The organism is Pseudoalteromonas sp. Z1A8, from assembly GCF_011378855.1.
GTDB lineage: Bacteria > Pseudomonadota > Gammaproteobacteria > Enterobacterales > Alteromonadaceae > Pseudoalteromonas.
In genome coordinates this window covers 1-24151 of sequence record NZ_WTLB01000047.1, presented here as the reverse complement: position 1 = coordinate 24151, position 24151 = coordinate 1, and the positions used below count along the sequence as shown (strand labels likewise).

General features: G+C 36.5%; 27 protein-coding genes. 5 read left to right on the top strand and 22 right to left on the bottom strand.

What is annotated here, in order from left to right; all coding sequences use genetic code 11:
* Position 1 precedes the first annotated feature (1 nt).
* The 21 genes from GQR55_RS15980 to GQR55_RS15880 all read right to left on the bottom strand — a co-directional run bounded on the left by GQR55_RS15980 (position 2) and on the right by GQR55_RS15880 (position 18890).
* Positions 2–544, bottom strand: a complete 543-nt coding sequence (locus GQR55_RS15980) for a DUF3261 domain-containing protein (RefSeq protein ID WP_166421385.1) — start codon at positions 542–544, stop codon at positions 2–4.
* A gap of 20 nt (positions 545–564) precedes the next feature.
* Entirely contained in the window at positions 565–1839 is a 1275-nt protein-coding gene (locus tag GQR55_RS15975) for an NAD(P)/FAD-dependent oxidoreductase (RefSeq protein WP_166421384.1), read from the bottom strand.
* Positions 1839–4181 carry an MMPL family transporter gene (locus GQR55_RS15970; RefSeq protein ID WP_166421383.1) on the bottom strand — a complete coding sequence of 781 codons (2343 nt, stop codon included), beginning with the start codon at positions 4179–4181 and terminating at the stop codon, positions 1839–1841. Before GQR55_RS15970 ends, GQR55_RS15975 begins: the two co-directional genes overlap by 1 nt.
* The gene (locus GQR55_RS15965; protein WP_166421382.1) at positions 4150–4713 is read right to left on the bottom strand and encodes an outer membrane lipoprotein carrier protein LolA; all 564 of its coding nucleotides are present in this window, start codon (positions 4711–4713) and stop codon (positions 4150–4152) included. The genes GQR55_RS15970 and GQR55_RS15965 overlap by 32 nt, the downstream gene beginning before the upstream one ends.
* The gene (locus tag GQR55_RS15960) at positions 4703–5131 is read right to left on the bottom strand and encodes an acyl-CoA thioesterase (protein ID WP_166421381.1); all 429 of its coding nucleotides are present in this window, start codon (positions 5129–5131) and stop codon (positions 4703–4705) included. Before GQR55_RS15960 ends, GQR55_RS15965 begins: the two co-directional genes overlap by 11 nt.
* 9 nt (positions 5132–5140) lie before the next feature.
* Positions 5141–6697, bottom strand: a complete 1557-nt coding sequence (locus GQR55_RS15955; protein WP_149593000.1) for an aromatic amino acid ammonia-lyase — start codon at positions 6695–6697, stop codon at positions 5141–5143.
* 19 nt (positions 6698–6716) lie between these two features.
* Positions 6717–7706: a family 2 glycosyl transferase gene (locus GQR55_RS15950; RefSeq protein ID WP_149593001.1), complete on the bottom strand. Its 990-nt coding sequence runs from the start codon at positions 7704–7706 to the stop codon at positions 6717–6719.
* Positions 7707–7719: 13 nt separating this feature from the next.
* Complete coding sequence (locus GQR55_RS15945) at positions 7720–8457, bottom strand: glycosyltransferase family 2 protein (protein ID WP_166421380.1); 738 nt, start codon at positions 8455–8457, stop codon at positions 7720–7722.
* A gap of 12 nt (positions 8458–8469) precedes the next feature.
* Positions 8470–8826 carry an acyl-CoA synthetase gene (locus GQR55_RS15940; RefSeq protein ID WP_166421379.1) on the bottom strand — a complete coding sequence of 119 codons (357 nt, stop codon included), beginning with the start codon at positions 8824–8826 and terminating at the stop codon, positions 8470–8472.
* Positions 8819–10147, bottom strand: coding sequence for an AMP-binding protein (locus GQR55_RS15935; RefSeq protein ID WP_166421378.1), 1329 nt, complete (start codon positions 10145–10147; stop codon positions 8819–8821). The genes GQR55_RS15940 and GQR55_RS15935 overlap by 8 nt, the downstream gene beginning before the upstream one ends.
* Positions 10131–10697 (bottom strand): hypothetical protein, encoded by a 567-nt coding sequence (locus GQR55_RS15930; RefSeq protein ID WP_166421377.1) that lies wholly within the window; start codon positions 10695–10697, stop codon positions 10131–10133. Before GQR55_RS15930 ends, GQR55_RS15935 begins: the two co-directional genes overlap by 17 nt.
* On the bottom strand, positions 10697–10951 hold the full coding sequence (locus GQR55_RS15925) for an acyl carrier protein (protein WP_166421390.1): 255 nt from the start codon (positions 10949–10951) through the stop codon (positions 10697–10699). Before GQR55_RS15925 ends, GQR55_RS15930 begins: the two co-directional genes overlap by 1 nt.
* Positions 10952–11007: 56 nt before the next feature.
* Positions 11008–11265 (bottom strand): phosphopantetheine-binding protein, encoded by a 258-nt coding sequence (locus GQR55_RS15920; RefSeq protein WP_010553039.1) that lies wholly within the window; start codon positions 11263–11265, stop codon positions 11008–11010.
* Positions 11258–12034: a 1-acyl-sn-glycerol-3-phosphate acyltransferase gene (locus GQR55_RS15915; protein WP_240916885.1), complete on the bottom strand. Its 777-nt coding sequence runs from the start codon at positions 12032–12034 to the stop codon at positions 11258–11260. Before GQR55_RS15915 ends, GQR55_RS15920 begins: the two co-directional genes overlap by 8 nt.
* Entirely contained in the window at positions 12034–12762 is a 729-nt protein-coding gene (locus GQR55_RS15910; protein WP_166421375.1) for a beta-ketoacyl synthase chain length factor, read from the bottom strand. The genes GQR55_RS15915 and GQR55_RS15910 overlap by 1 nt, the downstream gene beginning before the upstream one ends.
* An 81-nt stretch (positions 12763–12843) precedes the next feature.
* The gene (locus GQR55_RS15905; protein ID WP_166421374.1) at positions 12844–13365 is read right to left on the bottom strand and encodes a hypothetical protein; all 522 of its coding nucleotides are present in this window, start codon (positions 13363–13365) and stop codon (positions 12844–12846) included.
* Positions 13362–14465: a beta-ketoacyl synthase N-terminal-like domain-containing protein gene (locus GQR55_RS15900; protein ID WP_166421373.1), complete on the bottom strand. Its 1104-nt coding sequence runs from the start codon at positions 14463–14465 to the stop codon at positions 13362–13364. Before GQR55_RS15900 ends, GQR55_RS15905 begins: the two co-directional genes overlap by 4 nt.
* On the bottom strand, positions 14465–14737 hold the full coding sequence (locus tag GQR55_RS15895; RefSeq protein ID WP_010553044.1) for an acyl carrier protein: 273 nt from the start codon (positions 14735–14737) through the stop codon (positions 14465–14467). Before GQR55_RS15895 ends, GQR55_RS15900 begins: the two co-directional genes overlap by 1 nt.
* Positions 14728–15879, bottom strand: a complete 1152-nt coding sequence (locus GQR55_RS15890) for an ABC transporter permease (RefSeq protein ID WP_166421372.1) — start codon at positions 15877–15879, stop codon at positions 14728–14730. Before GQR55_RS15890 ends, GQR55_RS15895 begins: the two co-directional genes overlap by 10 nt.
* Positions 15873–16796 carry an ABC transporter ATP-binding protein gene (locus tag GQR55_RS15885; RefSeq protein ID WP_166421371.1) on the bottom strand — a complete coding sequence of 308 codons (924 nt, stop codon included), beginning with the start codon at positions 16794–16796 and terminating at the stop codon, positions 15873–15875. The genes GQR55_RS15890 and GQR55_RS15885 overlap by 7 nt, the downstream gene beginning before the upstream one ends.
* A 69-nt stretch (positions 16797–16865) precedes the next feature.
* Entirely contained in the window at positions 16866–18890 is a 2025-nt protein-coding gene (locus GQR55_RS15880; protein ID WP_166421370.1) for an NADPH-dependent 2,4-dienoyl-CoA reductase, read from the bottom strand.
* A gap of 266 nt (positions 18891–19156) precedes the next feature.
* Between GQR55_RS15880 and GQR55_RS15875 the strand changes: the two genes are divergently transcribed.
* Positions 19157–19978: a HEAT repeat domain-containing protein gene (locus GQR55_RS15875; protein ID WP_166421369.1), complete on the top strand. Its 822-nt coding sequence runs from the start codon at positions 19157–19159 to the stop codon at positions 19976–19978.
* A gap of 24 nt (positions 19979–20002) precedes the next feature.
* Here the strand turns inward: GQR55_RS15875 and GQR55_RS15870 are convergent, their stop codons facing one another.
* Complete coding sequence (locus GQR55_RS15870; protein ID WP_166421368.1) at positions 20003–20449, bottom strand: DUF2141 domain-containing protein; 447 nt, start codon at positions 20447–20449, stop codon at positions 20003–20005.
* A gap of 84 nt (positions 20450–20533) precedes the next feature.
* On the opposite strand from GQR55_RS15870, the gene GQR55_RS15865 reads away from it, so the two are divergent.
* Genes GQR55_RS15865 through GQR55_RS15850 form a run of 4 tightly spaced genes read left to right on the top strand, consistent with a single transcriptional unit; the run spans position 20534 to position 24048 of the window.
* Positions 20534–21454, top strand: a complete 921-nt coding sequence (locus GQR55_RS15865; protein WP_149593015.1) for a dialkylrecorsinol condensing enzyme — start codon at positions 20534–20536, stop codon at positions 21452–21454.
* A 9-nt stretch (positions 21455–21463) separates the two neighbouring features.
* Complete coding sequence (locus GQR55_RS15860) at positions 21464–22618, top strand: beta-ketoacyl-ACP synthase III (protein ID WP_166421367.1); 1155 nt, start codon at positions 21464–21466, stop codon at positions 22616–22618.
* A gap of 13 nt (positions 22619–22631) precedes the next feature.
* Positions 22632–23033: a hypothetical protein gene (locus GQR55_RS15855; protein WP_166421366.1), complete on the top strand. Its 402-nt coding sequence runs from the start codon at positions 22632–22634 to the stop codon at positions 23031–23033.
* Positions 23034–23043: 10 nt separating this feature from the next.
* Positions 23044–24048 carry a BtrH N-terminal domain-containing protein gene (locus GQR55_RS15850; RefSeq protein WP_166421365.1) on the top strand — a complete coding sequence of 335 codons (1005 nt, stop codon included), beginning with the start codon at positions 23044–23046 and terminating at the stop codon, positions 24046–24048.
* Positions 24049–24151: the final 103 nt, after the last annotated feature.

Sequence of the window (24151 nt, the reverse complement as noted above, 5' to 3'; positions counted from 1 at the left end):
ATTAATATTCTTCTAATCTTTCTATAGTTAAACGATAATTCTGCTCGTTCTCAACTAGTTGAGTGTGTGAGCCATTATATATAACTTCACGAATTAATGTCTCTCCTCGATAAAAACGACGAGTTAATTGTCCTGCAATAGTAGTTTGAGTTACTTGGCAGTTTTTACAAATATGTTGCTTAAGTTGAGCCAATGGCCAAAACGCACTTTGCATGTCATAAATAATTTTTTTTCCATCAAAGTCAACTCCTAGCGAATTAGTCGTCGTTAATTGATTCGTCTGGGTATTAAACTGCAGCTGAGATAGCGGGATACCTTCAAAACTCAATGCTGCAACTTTTATCATTTTCTCAGAAAACTCAGTAGACACTAGCATTGACTGTTCAACAACACCTGAGAATTGAAACTTCTCAAGCCAGCCTTTGCCAACTATTTCGTTAGGTATTGGCATTGGCTCAAACAGTGCAGTATCAACCTTTGGTTTATAAGCTATCTGGCAAGCATTTAAAAACACTATAAAAATTATAATGAATACTATTTTCATATTTTGGCTAAGCAACATATTTATACAACAGCAGCATTGTTATCAGTCATTTCAGAGTCACATATTTTTTCTAAAATATTGAGACCTCGTTTAGTGTTTTTAACAAACGGATTTTTTTTATCCCATGCATAACCCGCTAAAATGGAGCACACCATTGCTTTTACATCTGGCTGACCGTCTGCAAAAAAGATAACCGATTGTAAACTCGTATCATACCAAGAGTTCACAAAGTATTTAAATACAGTGATCCCTTCGCGCAGTGGTATTTCATATTCATTTTTCCAGTCGATTGTCTCACCTTGTAATTGTTTAACCACAAGTTCAGATGCCTGTACCGCAGAGCGTAGTGCAATTGTAACTCCAGAAGAAAATACGGGGTCTAAAAACTCACCTGCATTGCCTAATAACGCAAATTTATCACCATGTAACTGCTTTACATTTGCTGAGTAACCACCAATAGTACGCACAGGTGCAATAATTTTAGCGTCATCTAATAATGCCGATAAGTTATCATCTTCACTTATAAACTGAAGTAATATTTGCTCAAGGCTCATATCTGGATTTTCTATCTGTGCAGTTTCACCCACAACGCCTACGCTCACCGTACTGTCACTGAATGGGATAAGCCAATACCACACGTCAGGAATATCTGGGTGAACTGTAATAAGTATTTTATTACGATCAAATTTAGGACAATCTATATTATCTTTGAAATGTGTGAATACAGCTTTACGAGGTGATAACTCACTCGCTTCTTCTAAATCTAATAACCGAGGAAGAACTCGACCAAACCCACTGGCATCTAAAGTGAAACGGGCTGTTATTTTACTTTTTTGCTCCGTTTTTAAATTAATAATGTCAATACACGTACCATTTTCATCTGTTGTGAAGTTTGTAACACGATTACCAAAGCGAATTTCAGCGCCTTGATTAATCGCTTCTTGAGCTAATAAGTTATCAAACTCAGCGCGTTTAACTTGATACGTTGTGCCAGGGCCTTCACTAAACTTTTCTTCAAAATTAAAGTTGGTGTGATGACCACTTCGGTAAAATGCAGCGCCATTTTTAAATTGAAAACCCAGTTTTTCAGCATTTTCAAGTAAGGTGTCGAGCATATTTGCTTGGCGTAAATAATCCATTGATTGTGGTAATAAGCTCTCACCAATAGAAAAACGAGGGAACTCATCTCGCTCTACTAAACATACACTTAAACCATGCTGCATTAATAAACACGCAGCAACTGTTCCTGACGGACCAGCACCGATTATAGTTACATCAAAATCAGTTGATATCATTAAATATTCCTTTTCGATACAAGAGTAAGGCGCGGGGCCATAATGAACACCATAACAACACCTATAAATACAGTGAAACCAAATTGGCTCACAGCGGGTGTTGAGCTAAAAATTAAAATTGCAAATACAAATAAAGAACTCAAAGCTGAGATGAGCGTGGTTAATGTTATTTTTTCACAAAGACCATGCTCAGCATAAAATACGCAGTAGTCTAAACCCAATGCTAAAATGAGTATGCCCGCTACATAATTAAACACACTTAAGCTGTCAAAAAACCATGCACTAATAACAAGTGCTATTACCATAGCAATTGCAGGTCGGCTTACGGCAATAAACGCATTAAGCAATCCGTACCGTAGCCAAAAAACAAGCATTGCGGCACCAAGTGCTAAGCCATATATTAAAATCAAGTGATGCCTAAACAACCCTACCTGCTCACTTACAGCTAATACTTTATCAACAAAAACAACATCTTTGTAGTTATTTAAGGTCCTTTCAAGCATCTTTGGATCATTGATGCCTTGCAACTTTATAATGCTGTAGTAACGACTATTAATTTCGACCCATTGATCAGTAAATAAGTGGGCTATTTGGCTTTTTTGCCATGTTGGAAAATCTAACTGAGTTAATTTAGGATTATTTCGCGTGTAAGGTAATTCTAATAATGTTTTTAATTGATTAAACAAACCGTCATTCTCGGCTTGCAACATTAACGCTTGCGACTTTTTCTGCATAGCAATAGAGGGCAGCCACTGGCTAATACTTGAATATTTAGTAAAGGCATTATTTTGCTGTAATTGCTTTAAGTCTTCAGCTAATTGTTCAGAGCGTTCCAATGTTTGCTGAGAAGAATCCCCCGCCACTAAAATATATGGGCTGTCCCATTGTGCATTTAATATTTCTGAAATTTTCTGTTGTTGGGTCACTAAGCTAGCTGAGCTTTTATAAAACGTACGCGGGTCGTCAACGTTATTAATCATACTTAAAGCGGCTATCGCGATAACTAAAAAGCAGGACTGCCACCAATAGTTTAAGCGCTTTTTGAGGATGACTTGTTGCCAATTATTTAGTTGAATAACAAAATGAGGAATTGCACTTGGCTTTTTTACAATAAAACTAGCAATACTTGGGTAAACAAGTAATACAGTCAGTAAAGCGCCTAATAGACCAGCCATAGTAAATACAGCAATTTGCTTAAATAATACTAATGGAGTGAATACTAAAATTAAATAACCGACTGTTGTCGTAATAAAACCCAATAAAAGTGACGCACGAATACTACGTAAGGGATTAAACCGGTCAACTTTGCTAAAGCGTAATTCGCTCAGTGCATGAAAACTATAATCAGCAGCAATACCAATTAATGTTACAGCAAATACCAACGTTAAAATATTTACTTCAGTAAAAAATAAACGTAATGCACTATACCCATAAAGCATACTAATAGAGATGACAAATAGCGTACAAAAAACACTTAATGCACTTCTATAAATAACCACAATCAACAATAAAGTAGCAATAATTGAAATACTGCCAAATACAGTCATCTCGTTTTGAGCGGTCATACTTGCGTCTGCGGTAAAAAATGCGGCTCCGGTAACAAAATAATTTACCCCAGATTTTTCCTCGCTACTTTGTTTTTTTATATCGTTAACTTTTGTAGCTATATCTTTAGCTATATTTAAATCTAAGCCAGTATTAGCACTAACAAAATTAATAAGCACATAGTAAATTGCATCGTCAGAACTACCGTTTTTTATCTCACCTTGAGCAATAAGATAACCTTGGTAATTTTTAAGCTTCATTGAGGGTACGTTTTGTTGATTAAAAAAATCAGCTAAACCCAAATTAGGATCAGAAGGTAATGTCGCTGCAACCCATGGCGATCCCATTTCATTTAATAAACTAAATTGATAATTAAATACGGCACCTGCAGTTTTATTTTGTAATAAGTGTTTATACTTTTCACTCAAAAATGCATATTTATAAGGTAGGTAATCCTTCACTACAGATTGCAGTTCTGGAAGTGCTCCAAAATGAATATTAACCTCAATGCCATTAATATCACTTAGTGCAAGTGCGGCTTGCTCTGCGTACTTTATCGCGTTACTACGCTTTTTGTGACCAACAAGCATGACGTGTTGACGCAACTGTTGCTGCTCAACTTTATCATTCACTAATCGCACATCCTCACTTTGTTCTACTGTAAATATCTGGTTAATATCAGCCACAATAGCAAAAGGCTTAAATAGCCATAAATAGCTTAAACCAACGAGTAAAATAAGTAGTTGTAATCCCCAAAGGAGTAACTTAGTGCGTGAGTTTAACGACATCCATGTCATTTTTTGTCAGCTCCTTGCTGGTAAATACCATCATTATCTCTGTTTTATTATTCTGCTGGTCTGTTAATACTATACTGCGTTGACTTTCATCAAGTGCACACAAGTTGACATTGGTAAATAATGCAGCAACGTCTTCAAGTTTTGGTATTAGGTTGTAACAATGTTCATCATTTGAAGCGGTTATGCTCCAATCGCTTTCGTTAATGTCACCACTAAGTAACTTTGCAAGTAAACTGTTTATTTGTTTATCTTGGGTAAGGATTTCATACGCTTTTTTTGGTTCTAAGCGACGGTAAATCCCATTAGGGAGTAACAGCATTTCACTTCTAACCGGTGATAGGGTGTGCCAGTAAACATGTTGATCATGAATAACAAAGTTACCTTGCGATTTAATCGCGCGCTTTAGAAATGTAAAATGTTTAGCTTGGCTAAACTGACCTTTACCCTGCGCTACTTTAAAGCGAGTAAAGTCATTAGCTGCAGCCTGCGTACTTAAAAAAAACAAAAGTACTAAAGCCAGTTTATTCAACATAAGCCATCACTTTATCGATAAATATACTTGGCGATTCAAATTGGAGCTCTTGAGTATGTAAGTCCATCGCAACTTGTATCGTATAAGCTTTGGTCAAAACCTTATCCGTATCAAGGCATTCAATACGGTAATCAATCTTAATCCGCATCTCAAATTCAACCAAAGAGGCGTGAATACGTATACGAGATCCAAATACAGCCGATGCAACATACTTTAATCGCATATCAACTATCGGCCACATAAAACCTGACTTTTCCATCGCATTATAGTTATAACCAATTTTATTAAGCAATGCACAACGGGCGTCTTCTATGTATTTTACATAGTTACCATGCCACACAATTCGCATTGGGTCTAAATCATAAAACGGCACCACCATATCAATGGAGGTACTAACAATTGCTTTGGATTTTTTCATTATTTACCTTTAGCTAGTTTGATAAAGTGCCCAGCGTTGAGTTTGGATATACTCAATCGTCTGACGTAATATCTTATCTGTTGGGCGATCTTCTTCTAGTAAATCAAAGAAACTAGCTACATCATCAATCATTGCAGTAATTTCAGGGTTTAATGCAGAAGCATCAATTTCATTATTTAAAATACGAATTCGAACACCTTGCACAGCAGCCAATAGAGTTGCCGCGAGTACCTGCTCTGTTAGTTGTAAAATACGTAAACAGTCACGTGCAGCAATGGTCCCCATACTCACTTTATCTTGGTTATGACATTCTGTAGAACGTGAAAAAACGCTGGCTGGCATTGTTAATTTAAGTGCTTCAGCAGTCCATGCAGAACAACCAATCTGGATAGCTTTGAAACCATGATTTATAAAGTGACGTTCACTTGAGGCCGCACTTAAATTGGATGGCAAACCATTATTCATTTTAACATCAACCATCGTCGCAATTTGTCGATCTGCTAAATCAGCTAAATTTGCCACACAGTTTTTCATCGAGTCCATTGCCATTGCAATATGACCGCCGTAAAAATGACCTCCATGTAAAACATGCTCGCCAATACCATCAATAATAGGATTATCATTGGCACTGTTAAGCTCATTTTCAATCATATTTCTTAACCATGGTAGGCTATCTTCAAGCACACCTATAACGTGCGGAGCACATCGTATAGAATAGCGATCTTGTAAGCGGTCTGAATTACGAGGATGCTCAACATGGTTTAAATCATGCTGAATGCGTTTAGCAACATTTTGCTGACCAACATGCGGCTTAACACTAAATAAAATATCATCAAAGTGATTGCTATTACCTTTAAGCGCAATACTTGCAAGTGCAGTTATACGGGTCATTAAACGACTTGCGTACTCAGAGCGGTCGAATGCTTGACATGCTAGCGCCGTCATAACGGCGGTGCCATTCATAATAGCCAGACCCTCTTTAGGGCGTAACGTAATTGCTTTTAAACCCTCAGCCGAAAATGCCTCTAATGAATTAACAACCTGATCTTTATAGTACGTATCACGCTCACCAATTAAGCTACCAGCAACATATGACAGAGGTGTTAAATCACCACTTGCGCCTACCGATCCTTCTTGTGGAATGACAGGAATAATATCGCGGTTGATCATCTCAACTAATAATTTAAGTAAATCCCAACTTACACCAGAATAACCTTGTGACAAAGACGCCAAACGACTTGCTAAAATAAGCTTACCTTGCTCTGGCGTAAAAAAATCACCCAAGCCACAACCATGAAAACGCGTTAGGTGTATTGGCAACTCATTAACGAGTGATAAAGGAATTTCAACGGTGCATGAATCACCGTAACCGGTTGTTACGCCGTATATATGACCTTCTTCAGCTAATAACTTATCTAAAAAAGCGACAGCAGAATCAATTTTTTTTGCAAAGTGACTATCACCAGAAAGCGCAACTCCGCGCTTATCTTTTACAACACTGATAATGTCTTCAATTGTTAAACGCCCTGCACCAAATAATAGGTGACTTGATGTATTACTTTCCATTTACTACTTCTCCAGATATTTAGCTAGGCTTTGAATCTTTGTCTGTGGCTTTTGGCCAAAAATTAAAAAAATTGTACCATTGATACGGCGCTTTTTTACAATAAAATTCGAGTCGTTGCGCGAACTTAGTAGCCATTGACTGAAAGTACGCTTGACGCTCTTTACGTTTGACCTTAATGGGGTCTGCAAATTTTTCAATATATGTTTTATAACGTCCCTGCTCATTTATGCAAAACATTAAAAAAACTGGGCATTCCATAATATTTGCAAGTGCAAATGGACCCACCGCAAACGGAGCATCTTCTCCTAAAAACGGCACATGATGTACACTATTTGGATTATTAACCGATGTACGGTCAGCAAATATAATTACGGCTTCACCATCGTCTAACTTTTGCTTTAATTTAATTGTATCATCTGGACCAAAGTTATTGATATGAATAAAATTAATGGCTGCATCTTGGTTAACTTTTTTCAAAAAGTTATTAAATGAAGGTGTATGCTCATTATAAGTAATTACATTAAGCGGTCGTTTGTTATCTCCCATACTAAAAATAGCACGACAAATTTCCATATTACCTAAATGAGCACTAAAAATAACAGCGCCTTTAGCCTCTAGTAATTGCTGATAACCTTCTGGTGTAGCAATTTCTAAATCTTTAATATTTACTTTTCCAAGCCAGGCATCAAATTTATCTAAAATTGCCATACCAAACGAGAAGTACAACCTAAAACCTTGTTTAAAACGCGCCCAACCAGTGCGCTTACCTTCACCCATGCTAACATTAAGATTATCTAAATAATGCCAAATAGCTTGACGAGACAAGCGACCAGTAACGTAAAAATAAAACATAACTGGTGTTAAAACTATTTTGAACAGCCACTTACCAAATACTTTGTATATAAATACCAATACTTCGATACCTAGCATAGAGCCGCGTTCTTTTAATTGTGACCAATGAAATGGTTTATCAACGTCATTATGTGGTGCTGTTTTTTTCTCTGACATGCAATAAATCCCTTTATTTAAATTTGTTTAAAATTAAACGTGGTAAACGCCACAACATGCCAAAAAAGAGCCTCGTATGCATTTTTGAAATCAATACGTTATCGTCCCAGACATTAAAATGTGACACTCCATTCTCTGGGTAATGAACTTTAGTTTTGATAAATTCAACAGGCGTACCTTGCCAATAAAGCTTTACCATTACCTCTATATCAAAATCCATTTTATTACCCAAACGAGTACTATTTATAAGCGTTATATAAGCATCTAACGGATATACACGAAAGCCACACATAGTGTCTTTTAATGCAAACGATAACGTTTCTATATAAACCCAAAAATGAGTAATAAAACGTCCATAATAACGTCCTTTTGATATTGACTCATCGTAAATAGGTTGCCCACTCACTAATGCTTTAGGGTAAAGTTTAGAGCGTGCAACAAGTTGGTCTACATCATTTAAATCGTGTTGACCATCAGCATCAATTTGAATTGCATGACTCCAACCTGCTTGATGCGCATGAACAAGACCCGTTTGTACAGCGGCTCCTTTGCCACCATTTTCAATACGACGTACCAATGTAACTAAAGCGAACTCAGCATCTATTTTCTCAAGTACGCTTTGCGTTTGTTCGTTGCTTCCATCATCTACCAATATAATTGGCAGATTAAAAGCAACTAAAGCAGTTATCGTATCGTGAATCACTAAATCGTGATTGTAATTTGGGATGACAAATCCATATTTACTCGACATTATAAAGCACTCTTATTCATCATTTAGCACTACTTTGCCTGATGCATGCTGTCCATGCTCTGAGCTGTAACTAAAGCTAAATTTAGTATTTTTAATTTGTTTTAATAATAAATCTACTTCGTAATTTGGTTTAACTATAATCTGAAACTTTAACGCATCAACTGAAATTGCTTTTTGGCAATCTACATTCAAATATTTAGTCAAATAATGCATCACCCAATCAAGTTGAGCGACGCCTGGTAAAATTGGTGCTTGCACAAAGTGACCTTGAAAATAAAATAGGTTTTCTGGTATTTTTAAACGCAAAAGCACATGGTCAGGGCTTTGTTCTATTACTTCACAAATAGGTTTATATACGAAATCAGTCAAACATTTTCTCCAATTGCATTTTTTCGAGTTTACCTTGCGTGTTATAAGGTAATGCCGACAAATAACGAAACTTACGTGGTATCACTAAAGGTTCAAAAAATGCTTTTAAATGGCTCTTAAGAGCCTGTGAAAATTTAAATTTACCATGCTCTGCTAATACAGCTTCACCCTCTTGGGTTAACACTAATACTGCAGCAATCTCACTTCGCTTATTTTGTTGCTCATTTTCAAGAAGTAATACATAGCATTCGTTAACCAAAGTGTATTGATTTATCTTTTGCGTTATCTCATCTAATGAACAACGTTTTTCTTCAATTTTAACAATGCGATCTGCTCGACCTAATAACGAAAACTGATTACTATTAGTTAATTGCGCTCTATCGTCTGTCTGGTACCACTGATGCTGATCAACATAAGGCGATGAGATAATAAGTCTTTGTAAGCCATCCGTTTTTATTTTTATCGGTGTAAATGCTTGCCAAATTACAGACTTATTTTGCTGGCGCCAAGCAATTCCGCCAGTTTCAGTACTACCAAGCACTTCAACCGGTGCATAACCAAATTGCTCGCTTAGTAAATTAGCTGCAACTGATTGCAGCGGTCCACCAGATGAAAAGCAGCAGCGTAATTTATCTTTAACAGATACTAATACGTTATCTTGAACCAATCGATGATAGTAAGCTGGGCTACTAATTAAAGTAATATCACTTTTAGGCGTATTTTTAATAAACGAAAGTAAATGCTCTGGGTATTCAAAACTACTAAAACAAACATTTCTCCCAGAGTATAGCGGCCAAAGAACTTTAAATAACAATCCATAAATATGTTGATGCGAGACAGTAGCAACAAAAGTTGTATTTACAATTTGCTCGCCAAATTGCTCTTCAAGTACATCTAGTTCTAAAACTAATTGCTTAAATGTTTTATCTATCGCTTTTGGTTGTCCACTCGAACCCGATGTAAAAAAACGAATACTTGTAAGCTCATCAATATCAAGTTCAGTTGTAGTGCTACTTCTTAAATCTGGTGTAAATGTGATGTCAGCAGATGATAAGCTAGCATCACCACAAAATGCATCGGCATAGCTTAAGCATTGCGTGAGCTGGACAGGTTGTCCATTTTGGGGCAAAACAATTGACTTTTTTGCCACTAATAAAGCAAAAAACAATACGCTAAACTGGTAGCTATCAGCATCAAAAAGCAACCACGTAGTTTCAGGCTGCTTAGAAAAAATTTTAGCGTGGCCGTTAACCTGCTCACGCCAAGTTGTAAAATCATGGTTCTCACCATAAAAATAGTTATTATTATTTGGCCACTTCATTCGATTTATTTTTTGCCTTTTGCCATTTTCTTACAATCAATTCTATGATCATTAATAACCCCATCAGCAGATACGAAATCAAGCCATTATAGGTAAGCCATACTTTTGGATTTGGGTGAAATACGGTTACAGTCGCAGTTAAACCATTCAATATAAAAAACACACACCACACTTTAGTCACTGATCGAGTGTAACGTTTTCCATTTTCATCTAGGGTTTCAAATTTACCTGCAATAATTTCAATTACACTGGGGGGGTTATATAGTGAATAAGCAAATACAGCTAAAAAGCAGCTACTGATAACAACAGGGTAAAACTTTAACGCTAATGCTGAATTTGCAAAAGTAGCAAAAAGTAATAACCCACACCCGCATGCAGTCATAATTTTTAAATGAGGAATCGTTGTTTTGCTGTCTTTAACCAACCAATGCCTTAGCAGTAAAACGGCAACAAAAACACCACCAATAATTACCGGTTCACTGTACTGTAAGCCAAAATATACCGCAAAAGGGTAAGTTAATAATAAGCCAGCTAACAACGCCTTTTTCATTAAGCCTCAACAACCATTAGCTTTTCAATTGCGTCAATTACATCTTGTACGGTACGAACTTGTTTAAAGTCATCAGGTTCGATTTTTTTACCTGTTTGTTCGCGTAATTTTACAACCAAATCTACGGCATCAATGCTATCAAGATCTAAATCTTCATATAAACTTGCTGTGCGAGTAATGTCCTCAGGCTCTATCTCAAAATATTCCTGTAAAATATCGCTAAGCATCGCAAAAATTTGCTCGCCGCTTTTCATGTTTTCATTATTCATATATATATCCAAATACTGTATCGCTTTAAAAACGCAGTATGTTATGCCCTTGTTGCAGCTATAAAATCACATAAAGTTTTAACCGAGTAAAAATGCTTTTTACTGTCATCGGTATTTCCATCAATTTTTACATCGTATGCTTTTTTAATTGCGACACCTAATTCAAGTGCATCAATTGAATCTAAGCCTAAACCATCAACAAAAAGTGCTTCTTCATCGTTAATATCTGCGGCTTCAATGTCTTCTAAATCTAAAGTTTCGATAATTAGTTGTTTAACTTCAGTGCTTAAATCACTCATATTTTAATTTTTCCTCGTTAAGATAAGCTTGTAAATCGCGTGTTAGTTTGCGTACCGAATTAGTTACCTGATCGTCTTGTATATAAGGTTCTATCAAATAAGGAGGTAAAACACGCATCTTAAAGGTAAAACGGCGATCAGTTACCTGATACCACTTTTGTCCTTTGGTTAATGTTATTGGGTTTACGTCAATTAAGATTGGTAAAATATCGACTTGAGTTCGAAGCGCAATATTTCCAGCCCCTCGTTTAAAATGCCAAGGTTTACCTGGTACACTTCGAGTTCCTTCAGGGAACACTATAAGATTGTTTCCACTGGCAAAGCTTTTTTTACATTGCCCTAAAAAGTAATCTGGCTCAGCATCATTATTAATATAACCAGTGGCTTTAACTACACCTTTTAGAAAAGGATTTTTCCATAAATCAGCTTTAACAACGCAGTCTGCATGGCGCACAATAGAAATAAGCACAACAACATCAATTAAAGATGGGTGATTAGCTATTATTAACTGCCCTTTTGCTTGTCTTATTGCATCGAGCTTATCTACATCTAATCGTAATATGCCAACTAAGCGCATATAACCAACAAAAAATTTAAATGAATAATGCACAGCAGTTCGTGCAGCTTGATTTCGTTTATTTATATCACGATAAATAAGTCGTTGAATTGAAAAGATAATAACAGACAATGCCAAACCACCAGCACTAAACAAGCCGAAGGCGCTGCCTGTTGCAATAATACGGTATGCTTTTATCAATTGAGTTTTCATTAGCGCGATAGCTGCCATTGATATCTTTTTGAGTTTATTTCTAACTTATTATTTTGTGAAAAATAAAACTTTAAAAAATCGAGAGCTTGTAACTCAGCTGCTTCACTTTCTCTTACATAATGATGACCGGTACATTTTAGTTCAAAACCGTTACTACTTTCACACGGTTCAATAAGCAACCCTACTGCTATATTGTCAGGTTTTTGTTGTACATAAGGTTGGTAATGTTCAGGTACAGCTTGGTCACTATATACATATAAAATACGCTCATAGCCATGCATTTGCAGCTTTGCAACAGCATCTACTAATCCCATAAAAAAACTATCTTCACCTGCGGACATAGCGCAAAGTGGTGCTTTATTTCCAGCATAAATACTAAACAAACCACCCACAGCATTATGCACTGATAACGCAAAGTTAGTTGGAGAAAGCGTTTCTTTAGCTGCAACAGCTGCAATTAATTTAGTCGTTTTGTGTAGGTCGCCATGGCGAGAAGAAAATACACTAGGGATGTTATGCTGAAATCCTTCACTTGCCTCTAAAGCGCAGTGGAGTGTCAGTTTAGCAAATGCGCTTAAACGTCTTCGCTGCATCGCAGGTATCTGTTTTAATTCAGGAAGAGTTAACGTTTGCGGGTTTACTATCATACTGTTGGAGTATGATTGCCAATCTTGGTGATTTATTTTTCCGTCGCCCCAAGCGATGCATTTTTTGATAATAAATTTCAATGTAATAATCCCTATTACAGCAGTGGTGACAAAAAGAGGCTAGATTCTACAGTCGCACTTGTTTTGATTCAAGGAAAACTCTCATATAACACCACGTTCGCCGAAAAAACCATCATCTTGGATTATTTTCGCCCAACATTCTCGTTGGTTTTCATCTTCTTGCCAAACCAGTAAAATAGCGTGTTCAATCAAACCTAAGCTCATATCGGTTTCAGCTAGCAACTTATTTTTTTCTATTGCTTGCTTACTACTACCTATAAAAATGTTTGGACCATCAATCGCATACGTATTAGCTATATAATAGTTTGCTGCATTACCAACACTTGCTACAAAACTTAATGGTTTTATAGGGTTGTTTTGGTGTACATCAATTAACATTGATTGCATTGAATCACTCGAAAAGTAATCCGCGCAACTATACAAACCACTCTTTGCACTTAGTTCAATATCACCTTTAGCACGGTATACTGCTAGTAACGCAATTAGTGTAAAAGAATCCATCCTACGAACCTGTAAACCAGTTTCTTGTTTTACAAGTTGCCTCAAGCTTTTTACATCTCGATTTTTTTCAAAGCTTAAATAGCTACTGCCTACTTCTTTCATTCAGTACCTCTATAACGCTGAAAAACTAAAGCCGCATTATTACCGCCAAAACCAAAGTAATTAAATAATACAGTGTTCACTTGTGAAAAATCATTTCCTTTATAAAAAGGCCACATCAAATCGTTATTTTGAGTTATATACTCAGGTGGTATGTACGATTCTTTACTTAAACAATCAGCGAATAATGCAATTTCAATTACACCACATGCGCCTAATGTATGTCCTGTAAAAGGTTTGAAAGCAATAATAGGAGGGCGATGAGTTGTTTTTGATGTATTAAATAATGTAGTTAAAGCATTACACTCTGCTTCATCATTACCAAGCGTGGCAGTACCATGTACTTTAATTAGGTCTATATTAGTACTTTGAATATTTGCCTGTAGTAAACAATCATTAATAACTTGTGCAATATGACTGCCATCTTCCTGAGTCATTGTTAAACTATAAGTGTCGCATGACGATGCACCACCCAGCATTTTGAGACTGCACTGCGCGTTAGGCGTCGATGATAAATAAAGAGCTGCAACTCCCTCCCCTAAGATTAAGCCAGAACGACCTTTAGCAAATGCAATTAATTCTGTTTTACTAATTAAATCTAACGACTTAAAGCCTTCAACTGTTAGGGGGTTATAAAATTCGCAACCTATAACCAATGCATGTTCAATTTTTCCGGTACTTATTAAACGCGAAGCATACAAACATGCATTAGCACTTGCTGTACATGCTGTGCTAAACGTAAATTCCAACTCATTTAAACCGTATCGTTTTACTAATGCTTGGCTAATTTTATCTGTTTTAGATAGCCACAACTTACCTTCATCTCCCACTTCCACAGCACTGATATCTAAAGAAGTCGATCCTAAAAATAAATTAGTTTTTGCTAAATCACTAGCTGATAGATTCAACTTTTCAAAAAGAGGATATAAAACGGCATCAAAATAACTTAAAATACCCGCAAAATCGCTACAATTTATTTCTTCTCGAAATGATTTAAATGCCACACTTTCATCTTCAATAGTGCTTACAACACTACTTGTTTTATTACTTAATGGTGCCGATAAGACCCCGCTGGCATTTAAATATACATCCCGTTTATTCATTACTTAGCACGCTCTTGAATAATGAAGTCGGCAATTGTATCTATAGACTGTAAATGTTTACGCGTTTCTTTAGAGCCTTCGACTTTAATGCCAAAGTTTTGTTTTAATACTAATGAGAGTTGTAAAGCATCTAATGAGTCTAAGTTGATGCGTGATTTACTTCCAAACAATAGCTCTGAGTCAATAATATCAGCGGGCTCAAAATCATCTTCTTTATCACATTCAGTGATAATTAATTGTTTTAACTGTAGTTTTAATTCGGCTAATTCCATGTCAAATTCCTCATTTTTTTATTAAATATACATAATGCAGCAACAAAGCATAGCAATGAAAAACCCCAAAGCGATGCTGTATATTGCCAAAAAGTGTGATCAACTGATTCACTCATCAGTTGTCGTAATAGTTGAGCTGACCAATACATTGGCGACCCATTTGCCAGCGCGGCTAAATTATCAGGCATAATCTCAAGCGGCACCATAAAGCCACTCAATGCAGCTAAAATTATATTTACCCCACCACCTACAACAATTGCTTGTTCATAACTCGACACCATACTTGCTAATAATAAAGCAAAGGCAATTGCAGTAAAACTAACGGTTATAAATGTAAATATACTAAGCAATAAACCATACAGCGGTAGTAAAGGTAGATTCAAAAAGTAGGGAATTGCAATACAACCAATGATTGCAAGTAAACAGCCTTGTATAAGGCTGACAATTACATAAGCACATGCTTTGTTATAAAAATAGCGAGCCATACTAATTGGGTACGTTTTTAACCTAACCAAAGTGCCATTATTACGCTCATTAATAAAAGTGAGTGAAATAGGCAAAACAATAAAATAAATACCAAATACCCACCAAGCAGGAATGCTATTCAACGCTGGGTTGTGTAACGCTTTAGCTAACGGCTTTTCTAATAAATAACTTACATCTGATGATTCAACAACTTGATTAACTTGCTCATCTAACGATAAATCCTGAGATAAATCACCTGTATCAAGCATATACAAATAGAGTTTTAATTGAGATAAGCTCGCTTTCAATTTTTCAGTCATTAGTAATCGCGTTTGCGGCGCAAGGTCGTCACTTATATCTAACCGTAACTGGCTATTACCTTGGCGCATTAAAATTTGTTTATCTACACCGGCTTCTATTGCTAATCTGTTATCGGTATTGTTTTTATCTATAGTAAAACCCTGTGCAATTAAAAGTGCGATTAAAACATTACTATTCGCACTATTCTCTTGCCCAATGACACTGAGTGTTAGGTTAGCTTGTATATTTTTTTGCGACTGGCTGCTTGCCATCGTCATAATAACCATAAACACAATAGGCATAAGTAATAGTACGGCTAAGCTGTGTAAGTCATTTGCAATTAATCTGGCTTCTTTTTTTACCGTATGGATTAACATGATGACTCCGAAAATAAGTCACGATACAGTTGCTCTATATGACTATTTGAGAATGTCAGTGTTTTAATATCATGACTCAAATTAGCAAGCACTGTAAAAGTAGATGCTAGCTGCTCGCTATTACTCACTTTTAATTGATGTCCGCCATTTTCTAAAATGGTTATCGGCTGTTTAAAAAGAGCTATTTGACTAGGAGATAAAGGCTTAACAGTAGTGAAATTTAAAGACGGTTTTTGATTATTTAAAAGCTCATTTGCAACGACTTTACCATTATTTAAAAATACGACTTCATCGCATAGTAATTCAACTTCATGTAATAAATGAGAGGTATAAACCAAGGTTTTACCTTGTTGTTTTAAATCCAATAATAAATTAATTATTGCATCACGAGATAATGGATCTATGCCTACCGTCGGTTCATCTAAAAATATAATGTCTGGCTGTTTACTCAAGGCAATTGCAATATTTAAGCGACGCTTATATCCACCAGATAAAGAACCCGCCATTTTATTAATAACATCATCAAGCCCGCATGCACGTATAGCCGATTTAATATGGTTTGAATGTAAACTGCGATTTTTTTCACTTATGGACACAAAAAAAGCTAAATTATCGTGCACACTAAGTTCATGATAAAAAGCAAAATCTTGCGGTACTAAAGCAACTTTTTGGGCTATAGCTTCTTGGGTCGTATACAGTGAATAAAAAGGGTAACTAATTTGACCTGTTTGAGCAGTCAAAAGACCACTCATTAATGAAATTAATGTTGATTTTCCAGCTCCATTAGGTCCTAAAATAGCAGTGCAGCTACCTTGAGCAAGATTTAGTGATATATTATTAACACTCAATGGCATATTTGCTTTATAGCCAAAACTCACTTGTTTTAGCGCCAACATAATTTGCATTAACTTCGCCATACTATTCCCTGTACCATTAAATATTCCTTTGAATTTTTATATTCTATTAATAGTGGACTGCGTAACCATCTATAAACTTTGCGCAACAGAAAAAGCATCGCCAATCGCTCTTTGCAAATCTAATTTTTCAGCGTTTAACGCACCGCCTATATAGCTAACTGGCATTAAACTGCTTAGTTGATGATGATACTCTGGCAGTACCGACTGCTGACCACTACAAATTACAACATGGTCCACATTTAATACTCGTTCACGGTTACGTATATTTAAATGCAAACCTTCTTCATCTATTTTTTGATAATTCACAGCAGCAAGCATTTTTACTCCCTGCTGTTTTAAATGCTCTCGGTGTATCCAGCCTGTCGTTTTCCCTAAATCTGCACCGTGTTTTCGTAATTTACGTTGTAGTAAATACACTTCACTTGATACTGTTGATTTGACGGGTTTTCCTTTTATACCACCTGCATTGCCGACGCTTAAGTCAATACCCCATTGCTCACTAAAACGTAAGTTTGAAGGTTCAAGATTCAAACACTGATTTTTCATTGCAACTATATAAGCAGCAACATCAAAACCTATTCCACCAGCGCCAATTATTGCAATTTTTTCGCCTGGCTTTACTTTAGCGCTAAGCACTGCCTCATAACTAATTACATTTGGTAATTTAATACCTTCTATTTGAGGGGTTAAACCTGTTACCCCCGTAGCAATAACGCAGTGATCAAAACGAGCTAAAGCCGCTATATTCGCTTTTATATTTAAGTTAATTGTAACATTTAGATTTTTTAAACGGCTTTTAAAATAGCGTAACGTTTCTCTAAATTCTTCTTTTCCAGGTACATTGGCTGCAAGTAATAGTTGCCCACCCAGCTCTAATGCGCTTTCAAATAAAGTAACTTGATGGCCACGTTCTGCGGCATAAATAGCACAAGCCATTCCTGCAGCGCCACCACCTACTATAGCAACTTGTTTTACCTTATTCGCTTTATTAACAGGCATTAGCGTTTCATTACAAGCTCGAGGATTAACAATACATGTGGCTGGCAAGTTAATAAAGATATTATCTAAACAAGCCTGATTACAGCCAATGCATGTATTAATTTGATCAGAATTACCCGCTTTCGCTTTCGCGACAAACTGACTATCGGCTAAAAAAGGGCGTGCCATAGAAATAAAATCAGCATGTTTACCTGCAAGTAATTGTTCTGCAACTTCTGGAGTGTTAATTCTGTTGCTCGTAATAACAGGCACTGTTACTGCTGTTTTTAGCCGTTGACTTAAGGATGAAAAAAATGCTCTTGGGACACTCGTTGCAATAGTAGGAATGCGCGACTCGTGCCAACCAATGCCTGAATTAAGCATATCAACACCTGCACGTTCTAGCTCATGCGCCAACTGTAATACTTCATCAAAAGTACTGCCGTCTTCAACTAAATCAAGCAAAGATAAACGAAATATAACTATAAAGTCACGCCCTAAAGCAGCGCGAACTTGTTTTACAATACTAACTGCAAAGCGAATACGGTTTTTATAAGATCCGCCCCATTGATCATCTCTATGGTTTGTCGCTTTAACAATGAATTGATTTATTAAATACCCTTCAGAGCCCATAATTTCGACACCATCGTACCCTGCTTTTTTAGCGAGCTTGGCGCATTGCACAAAATCATCTATTTGTTTTTCTATTTGTTGATGGGTTAATTCTGCTGGAGTATAAGGGCTTATAGACGCTTGAATAGCTGATGGGGCAACTTGCTTAGAATGGTAACCGTAGCGCCCTGCATGCAATATTTGCATACAAATTTTTGTATCGTGTTTTTTAACAGCCTTTGTAATTAACCTGTGTTGCTCAACTCCCTCTATAGAATCTAAAACACTGCGGTTAGGCGCTAATATCCCTTCTTGATTTGGAGAAATACCACCGGTAATAATCAAACCAACACCCGCGCGGGCACGTTCACCATAAAAAGCGGCTAAACGCTCAAAACCTTGAGGTAACTCTTCTAAATTTGTGTGCATAGAGCCCATCACCACACGATTATTTAATGTAGTGGAACCTAACTGATAAGGCGTAAACAAATGGCTATATAACATAAAAACAACACAAAGTGGCTCAAAACCGCGCTAGAGTAACAAGCTTTAATTATGACTGCAAAATTTACTGCAATATTTTAAAATTAACGACAAAACAGTTTGATTTAAAAACAAATAAATAATATATCTTGTTGTGTAACAAAGTGATGACTATGATAGTTAACAAGTTTATTATACTAATTAACTTTCAAATACAGAGTGCTATATTTAAAAAAATTAACAATATAGTATTACTCTTTTTACTCCCTCTTATACAAGGAATCGTTATGTTTTCATTAAAACCATTATTAATGGGCTTAGGTTTAGCTGCATTATCAAGCTCTGCATTTGCACTAACAACAAGTGAGCAGCTCAATTATGACCGGTTAATTTCAGGCGATATTAATCAAGTAAAACAAGCTGCTCAGTCTATTGTATCTAGCAACAACAGCAACCCTGAGGTGCTAGATGTTTTAGCCCAATACTTAGCCAAAAACTACTTAGCTGCAGCTGATTACCAATTAGATACAATGGCATGGGCGTGTCGAGCTTTAGGTGAGACAGGAAACGCGCGTTACCGAGATTTACTCTCTACTATAGTTAATAGCGATGCACATAAAAAAATCCGTAAATATGCAAAAAAATCATTAAAGCGTTTACCTTCTGATAGTACTGAGCAATTTGTAGTTGGGTCTGTAGATTTATCAAACTTACAAAAAAATGCCCCTAAGTCGGACATTCCCTCGCTTAAAGGTGACGACAAAGTCCTGTTTGATATAGCTAGTGAAAATTTAACTGAAATTAAATTGCTCGCCCAACAGTACACATCTAAAGGCCTACCCTCTAAGAAAATAGGCGACACCCTTGCTGAGTATTTTGCTCAAAATTACAAAACAAGCGAACAACACAAATTCGATACTTTAGCGTGGGTATGCAAAGGTTTAGCAACCGATGCAACCGGACGTTATAAAACACTCATTGAAGACGCTGAAGAAAACAGCCCTATTCGTGCAGTTAGAAAGCATTGCCCTGATGATATTGATGGAAATGGCCCGTATTACAAAGCAGGTGATATTGATTTAGCTGCAATTATTAAACAGCTTAAATAACGTATTTATAAATAACGCCGTAATTTAACGGCGTTTTTTGTAATTAACGTTTATCTTAATAGATTTACTACTTGTAAGTTCAAACACGCTATTTTCGGGTGATGGTAGCCCCATCATTAAATTAGGGTTGTTAGAAAACCCAACTGGTTCTTTAGGAATCGAACTCGACGATACATCAAGTAGACTATTTCCATTTAGATCTTGAAAAAAACGCAAACAATAACGACCTTCAGGTAACTCATTCAGCGTTACTTTATGCTCATCACTCGTTACTGTAAAATTTTGTACTCGAATCTCTGGTAAATCATCCCATGCTAAGTCTGTATTACTGCAATCAAGCACTTGAAAGTGAGATTGACCTTCAACCTGCCTAAACTTAGCGAACGAAATATCAAGAGAGTAACCTTGCTCTACAGCAAATAATTTACAGCTAAATAGTATCGTAGAAACAAAAATAACTATTTTATACATCAAGTAATCATCCAATTTAGTATGGTTTGAGTTTTTATATTGGGTATAATAGCTGACTATTAGGAAGTTATAAAAGGTAAAAGGATGCACAAAGTACTCGTTATTCATTATTCTCAAACAGGTCAACTCACCAAAATTGCAGATTCAATTGTAAAACCTCTGCAAAATGATGATGAAATTACGGTAGATTACCTTAATTTAAAACCTGAAAAAGAATACCCATTCCCTTGGCCTTTTTTAACCTTTTTTCATATTTTTCCTGAGTGCGTAAAAATGACGCCGCAACCAATGAAAGTTGTTGAGCCCGCTCATAGCGATTACGACTTAATTATTTTAACGTATCAAGTATGGTTTTTATCTCCATCGCTCCCTATTTCATCATTTATGCAATCACCACAAGCAAATAAACTACTAAACAATAAACCCGTTATTACCGTTATTGGTTGTCGTGGCATGTGGTTAAGCGCACAAGAAAAAATGAAACAGCTACTTAAAAATGTCAATGCTAACCTAATCGACAATGTGGTGCTTAGTGATGAATGCGGTACTGGCTTTAGCTTTTTAGCAACACCACTTTGGATGTTCACAGGAAAGAAAAAACCTGTTTCGTGGGTGCCTGCAGCAGGTATCGCCGAAAAAGAAATTATTGATGCAAGCCGCTTTGGTATCGCAATAAAAAAATCAATTAACAATTTACCCAATACGCAACAGCTTCAACATTCTGTATTAAAAGGATTAGGAGCAGTTAAAGTAAATGAGAGATTTATTGCCAGTGAACGTGTTGGTCAACATAGCTTTAAGATTTGGAGTAAAATCCTAACAGCGTTGGGTCCTATGCACTCAAAGCGTCGAAGTTGTGGGCTTATAATCTATGTGCTATTTTTGCTCACCTTAATTATTACTGTGGTGCCAATTACAGCAATAATAAAAAAATTAATTGCCCCTTTAACAAGAAAAAAAATTGCAAAGCAAAAAGCCTATTTTGCTGAGCCTTCTGGAGAGTAGTTTTACGTTATGGAAAATGCCGTATACATAAATAACTTACATGCTGTTTTACCGAATAGCCCTGTTAATAATAAAGAAATGGAAGTTGTATTAGGTGAAGTTGGAGGGCAACGCTCGCGCGCTAAACCTGTTATTTTACGCAGCAATCAAATAAAAAATCGTCATTACGCTATTGATCCACAAACTGGCGAATATAATTACACAAATGCATCGTTAGCGGCTGAAGCTGTAAAAGGATTATTTACTAAAGAAGGTACCCAACTAGAGCAACTAGACTCTTTGGTGGCAAGTACCTCTATGGCTGATCAGATCATGCCTAATCACGGTGTAATGGTCCATGGAGAGCTTAAAAACCCAAGCCTTGAAGTTATCTCAACTGCAGGTATTTGCTTGTGCGGAATGACGGCTCTTAAATATGCTTACTTAAATGTTAAGGCTGGTGAGAGTAAGCACAGTGCAGTCGTTGCCAGTGAGCTTGCATCCAATGTAATGCACTCAAGAAACTTTGCCGCCGAAAGCGATTATAAAGTTGATATGCTCAACCAGAAGCCTGAAATTGCTTTTGAAAAAGACTTCCTTCGTTGGATGTTATCTGACGGTGCTGGCGCAGCATTATTAAGTAATCATGCTAACCCTACAGGTTTATCACTTCGTATTGATTGGATTGATATTGTTTCTTATGCAGACCAACTTGAAGCGTGTATGTATGCAGGGGCTGAAAAAATAGATGGCGTATTAAAAAGTTGGACCCGTTTTGATTCAAAAGAACGTGAACAACAATCAATACTTTCTGTTAAGCAAGATGTAAAACTACTTAACGAAAACATCGTTAAATTTACGGTTGAAGATGCACTTAGTAAAATAATAAAAAAACGCGCCATAAAAGCCAGTGATTATGATTTCTTTTTGCCGCATTATTCGTCAGGTTACTTTCGCGAACGTTTATTTGAAGGATTAAATAATATTGACTTTCAAATCCCTTACGACAAATGGTTTACTAACTTAACAGAAAAAGGCAACACAGGGTCTGCATCTATTTTCATTATGCTTGATGAGCTTTTTAAATCAGGTAAATTAATTAATGGTCAAAAGCTACTGTGTTATGTACCTGAGAGCGGTCGTTTTTCAAGTGCATTTATGCAATTAAGTGTCGTAAGCCAATAGTTTAGAGTCCATTATGAAAAAAGATGAAGTACCTCAAGATAATAGCAAAAGCTATCAGGGTCAAAACAAGTTACTTTACGCGGTAGACGACAGCGGACATTATCACGGTGTTAAATCATCTGGCTGGGAAGTAGAAAATTTTGCAACCCAATTAGCGGTAGACGATTTAAATGAACAAACAAGCCAAGCTCTATCTGATGCTCATTCGGGGCTAATTTCTCCGCTTGGTTATCATATGCTCGCAAGACGCTTTGATGTTTCGACCCTTGCTGCCGCGAGTGGTTTTTTTCAATGGCAAATTAATCGTCATTTGCGTCCCGCTATTTTTTTAACGTTATCTGATAAAAAAATTAACCGCTATTGCGATACACTAAAAATTAGTCGTGACGCTTTACTCTCACTGCCCTCACAATAACGAACCTTTCATGCCTGACATTATTTTACCTATTAACCACCTGCAATCTTCACATTGTGAAACGGGTGTAGTTGCCACACTTTTACAAAGTAAAGGCATTGATATGAGCGAACCAATGGCTTTTGGTCTTGCTTCAGCACTTACCTTTGCTTACTTGCCTTTTGTAAAAATTAGTGGAATGCCATTAATTGCTTATCGCATGCCTCCAAAAACAATCATTAAAAAGGTATGTAAAAAATTAAATATTGAATTAGAAACGCGCAAGTTCTCGAATGCGCAAGACGGTATGCAAGCACTTGATGACGAGCTAGCTAAAGGCAATTTAGTTGGTTTACAAAGCTCTGTATATTGGCTGCCTTACTTCCCTGAAGATATGCGCTTTCACTTTAATGCACATAATCTAATTGTTTATGGTAAAAACGCTCTGGGCGAATATCTTATTAGTGACCCTGTTTTTGAGCATCCAGTAACGTGCCCCGCAGAGGATTTAAAAAATGCACGCTTTGCAAAAGGTGCACTCGCGGCAAAAGGATTAATGTATGTTATTCGCAGTACACCATCGAATATTGAGCTCAATGAAGTGATTAAGCCTGCAATCAAAAAAACAGCAAAAATGATGAATGGGTTAATATTGCCGTATTTTGGTCTTAAAGGCATTCGTCATATGGCAAAACAAATACGATTGCTTGATAAAAAGACACCTAAATATACGCGTCTTTATTTAGCTCACATTGTGCGTATGCAAGAGGAAATAGGCACCGGTGGGGCTGGTTTTAGATTTATGTACGCCAGCTTTTTAGAGCAGGCAGCCGATATATGTCAAATACCTGCACTCAACCAATGTGCAGTGCATACTACCTCAGTGGGTGATTTATGGCGAGAATTTGCAATGGATGCCGTAAAGTATTGTAAAAAGCGCGGTGATATTAGCTTAGATGATATCGCAAAAAAACTTGAACAAGTAGCTGAAGAAGAAGCAAAACTGAGTAAAATGCTACTTTCAGCTATCGCTTAAATATTAAAAGTCACCTTAGCGTTAACACCGATCAGTTAAGGTATTTTTGATCGGTTGACCGATCTTTTGGTTGCTTCACAATACCCTTATCATCTTTTGATTA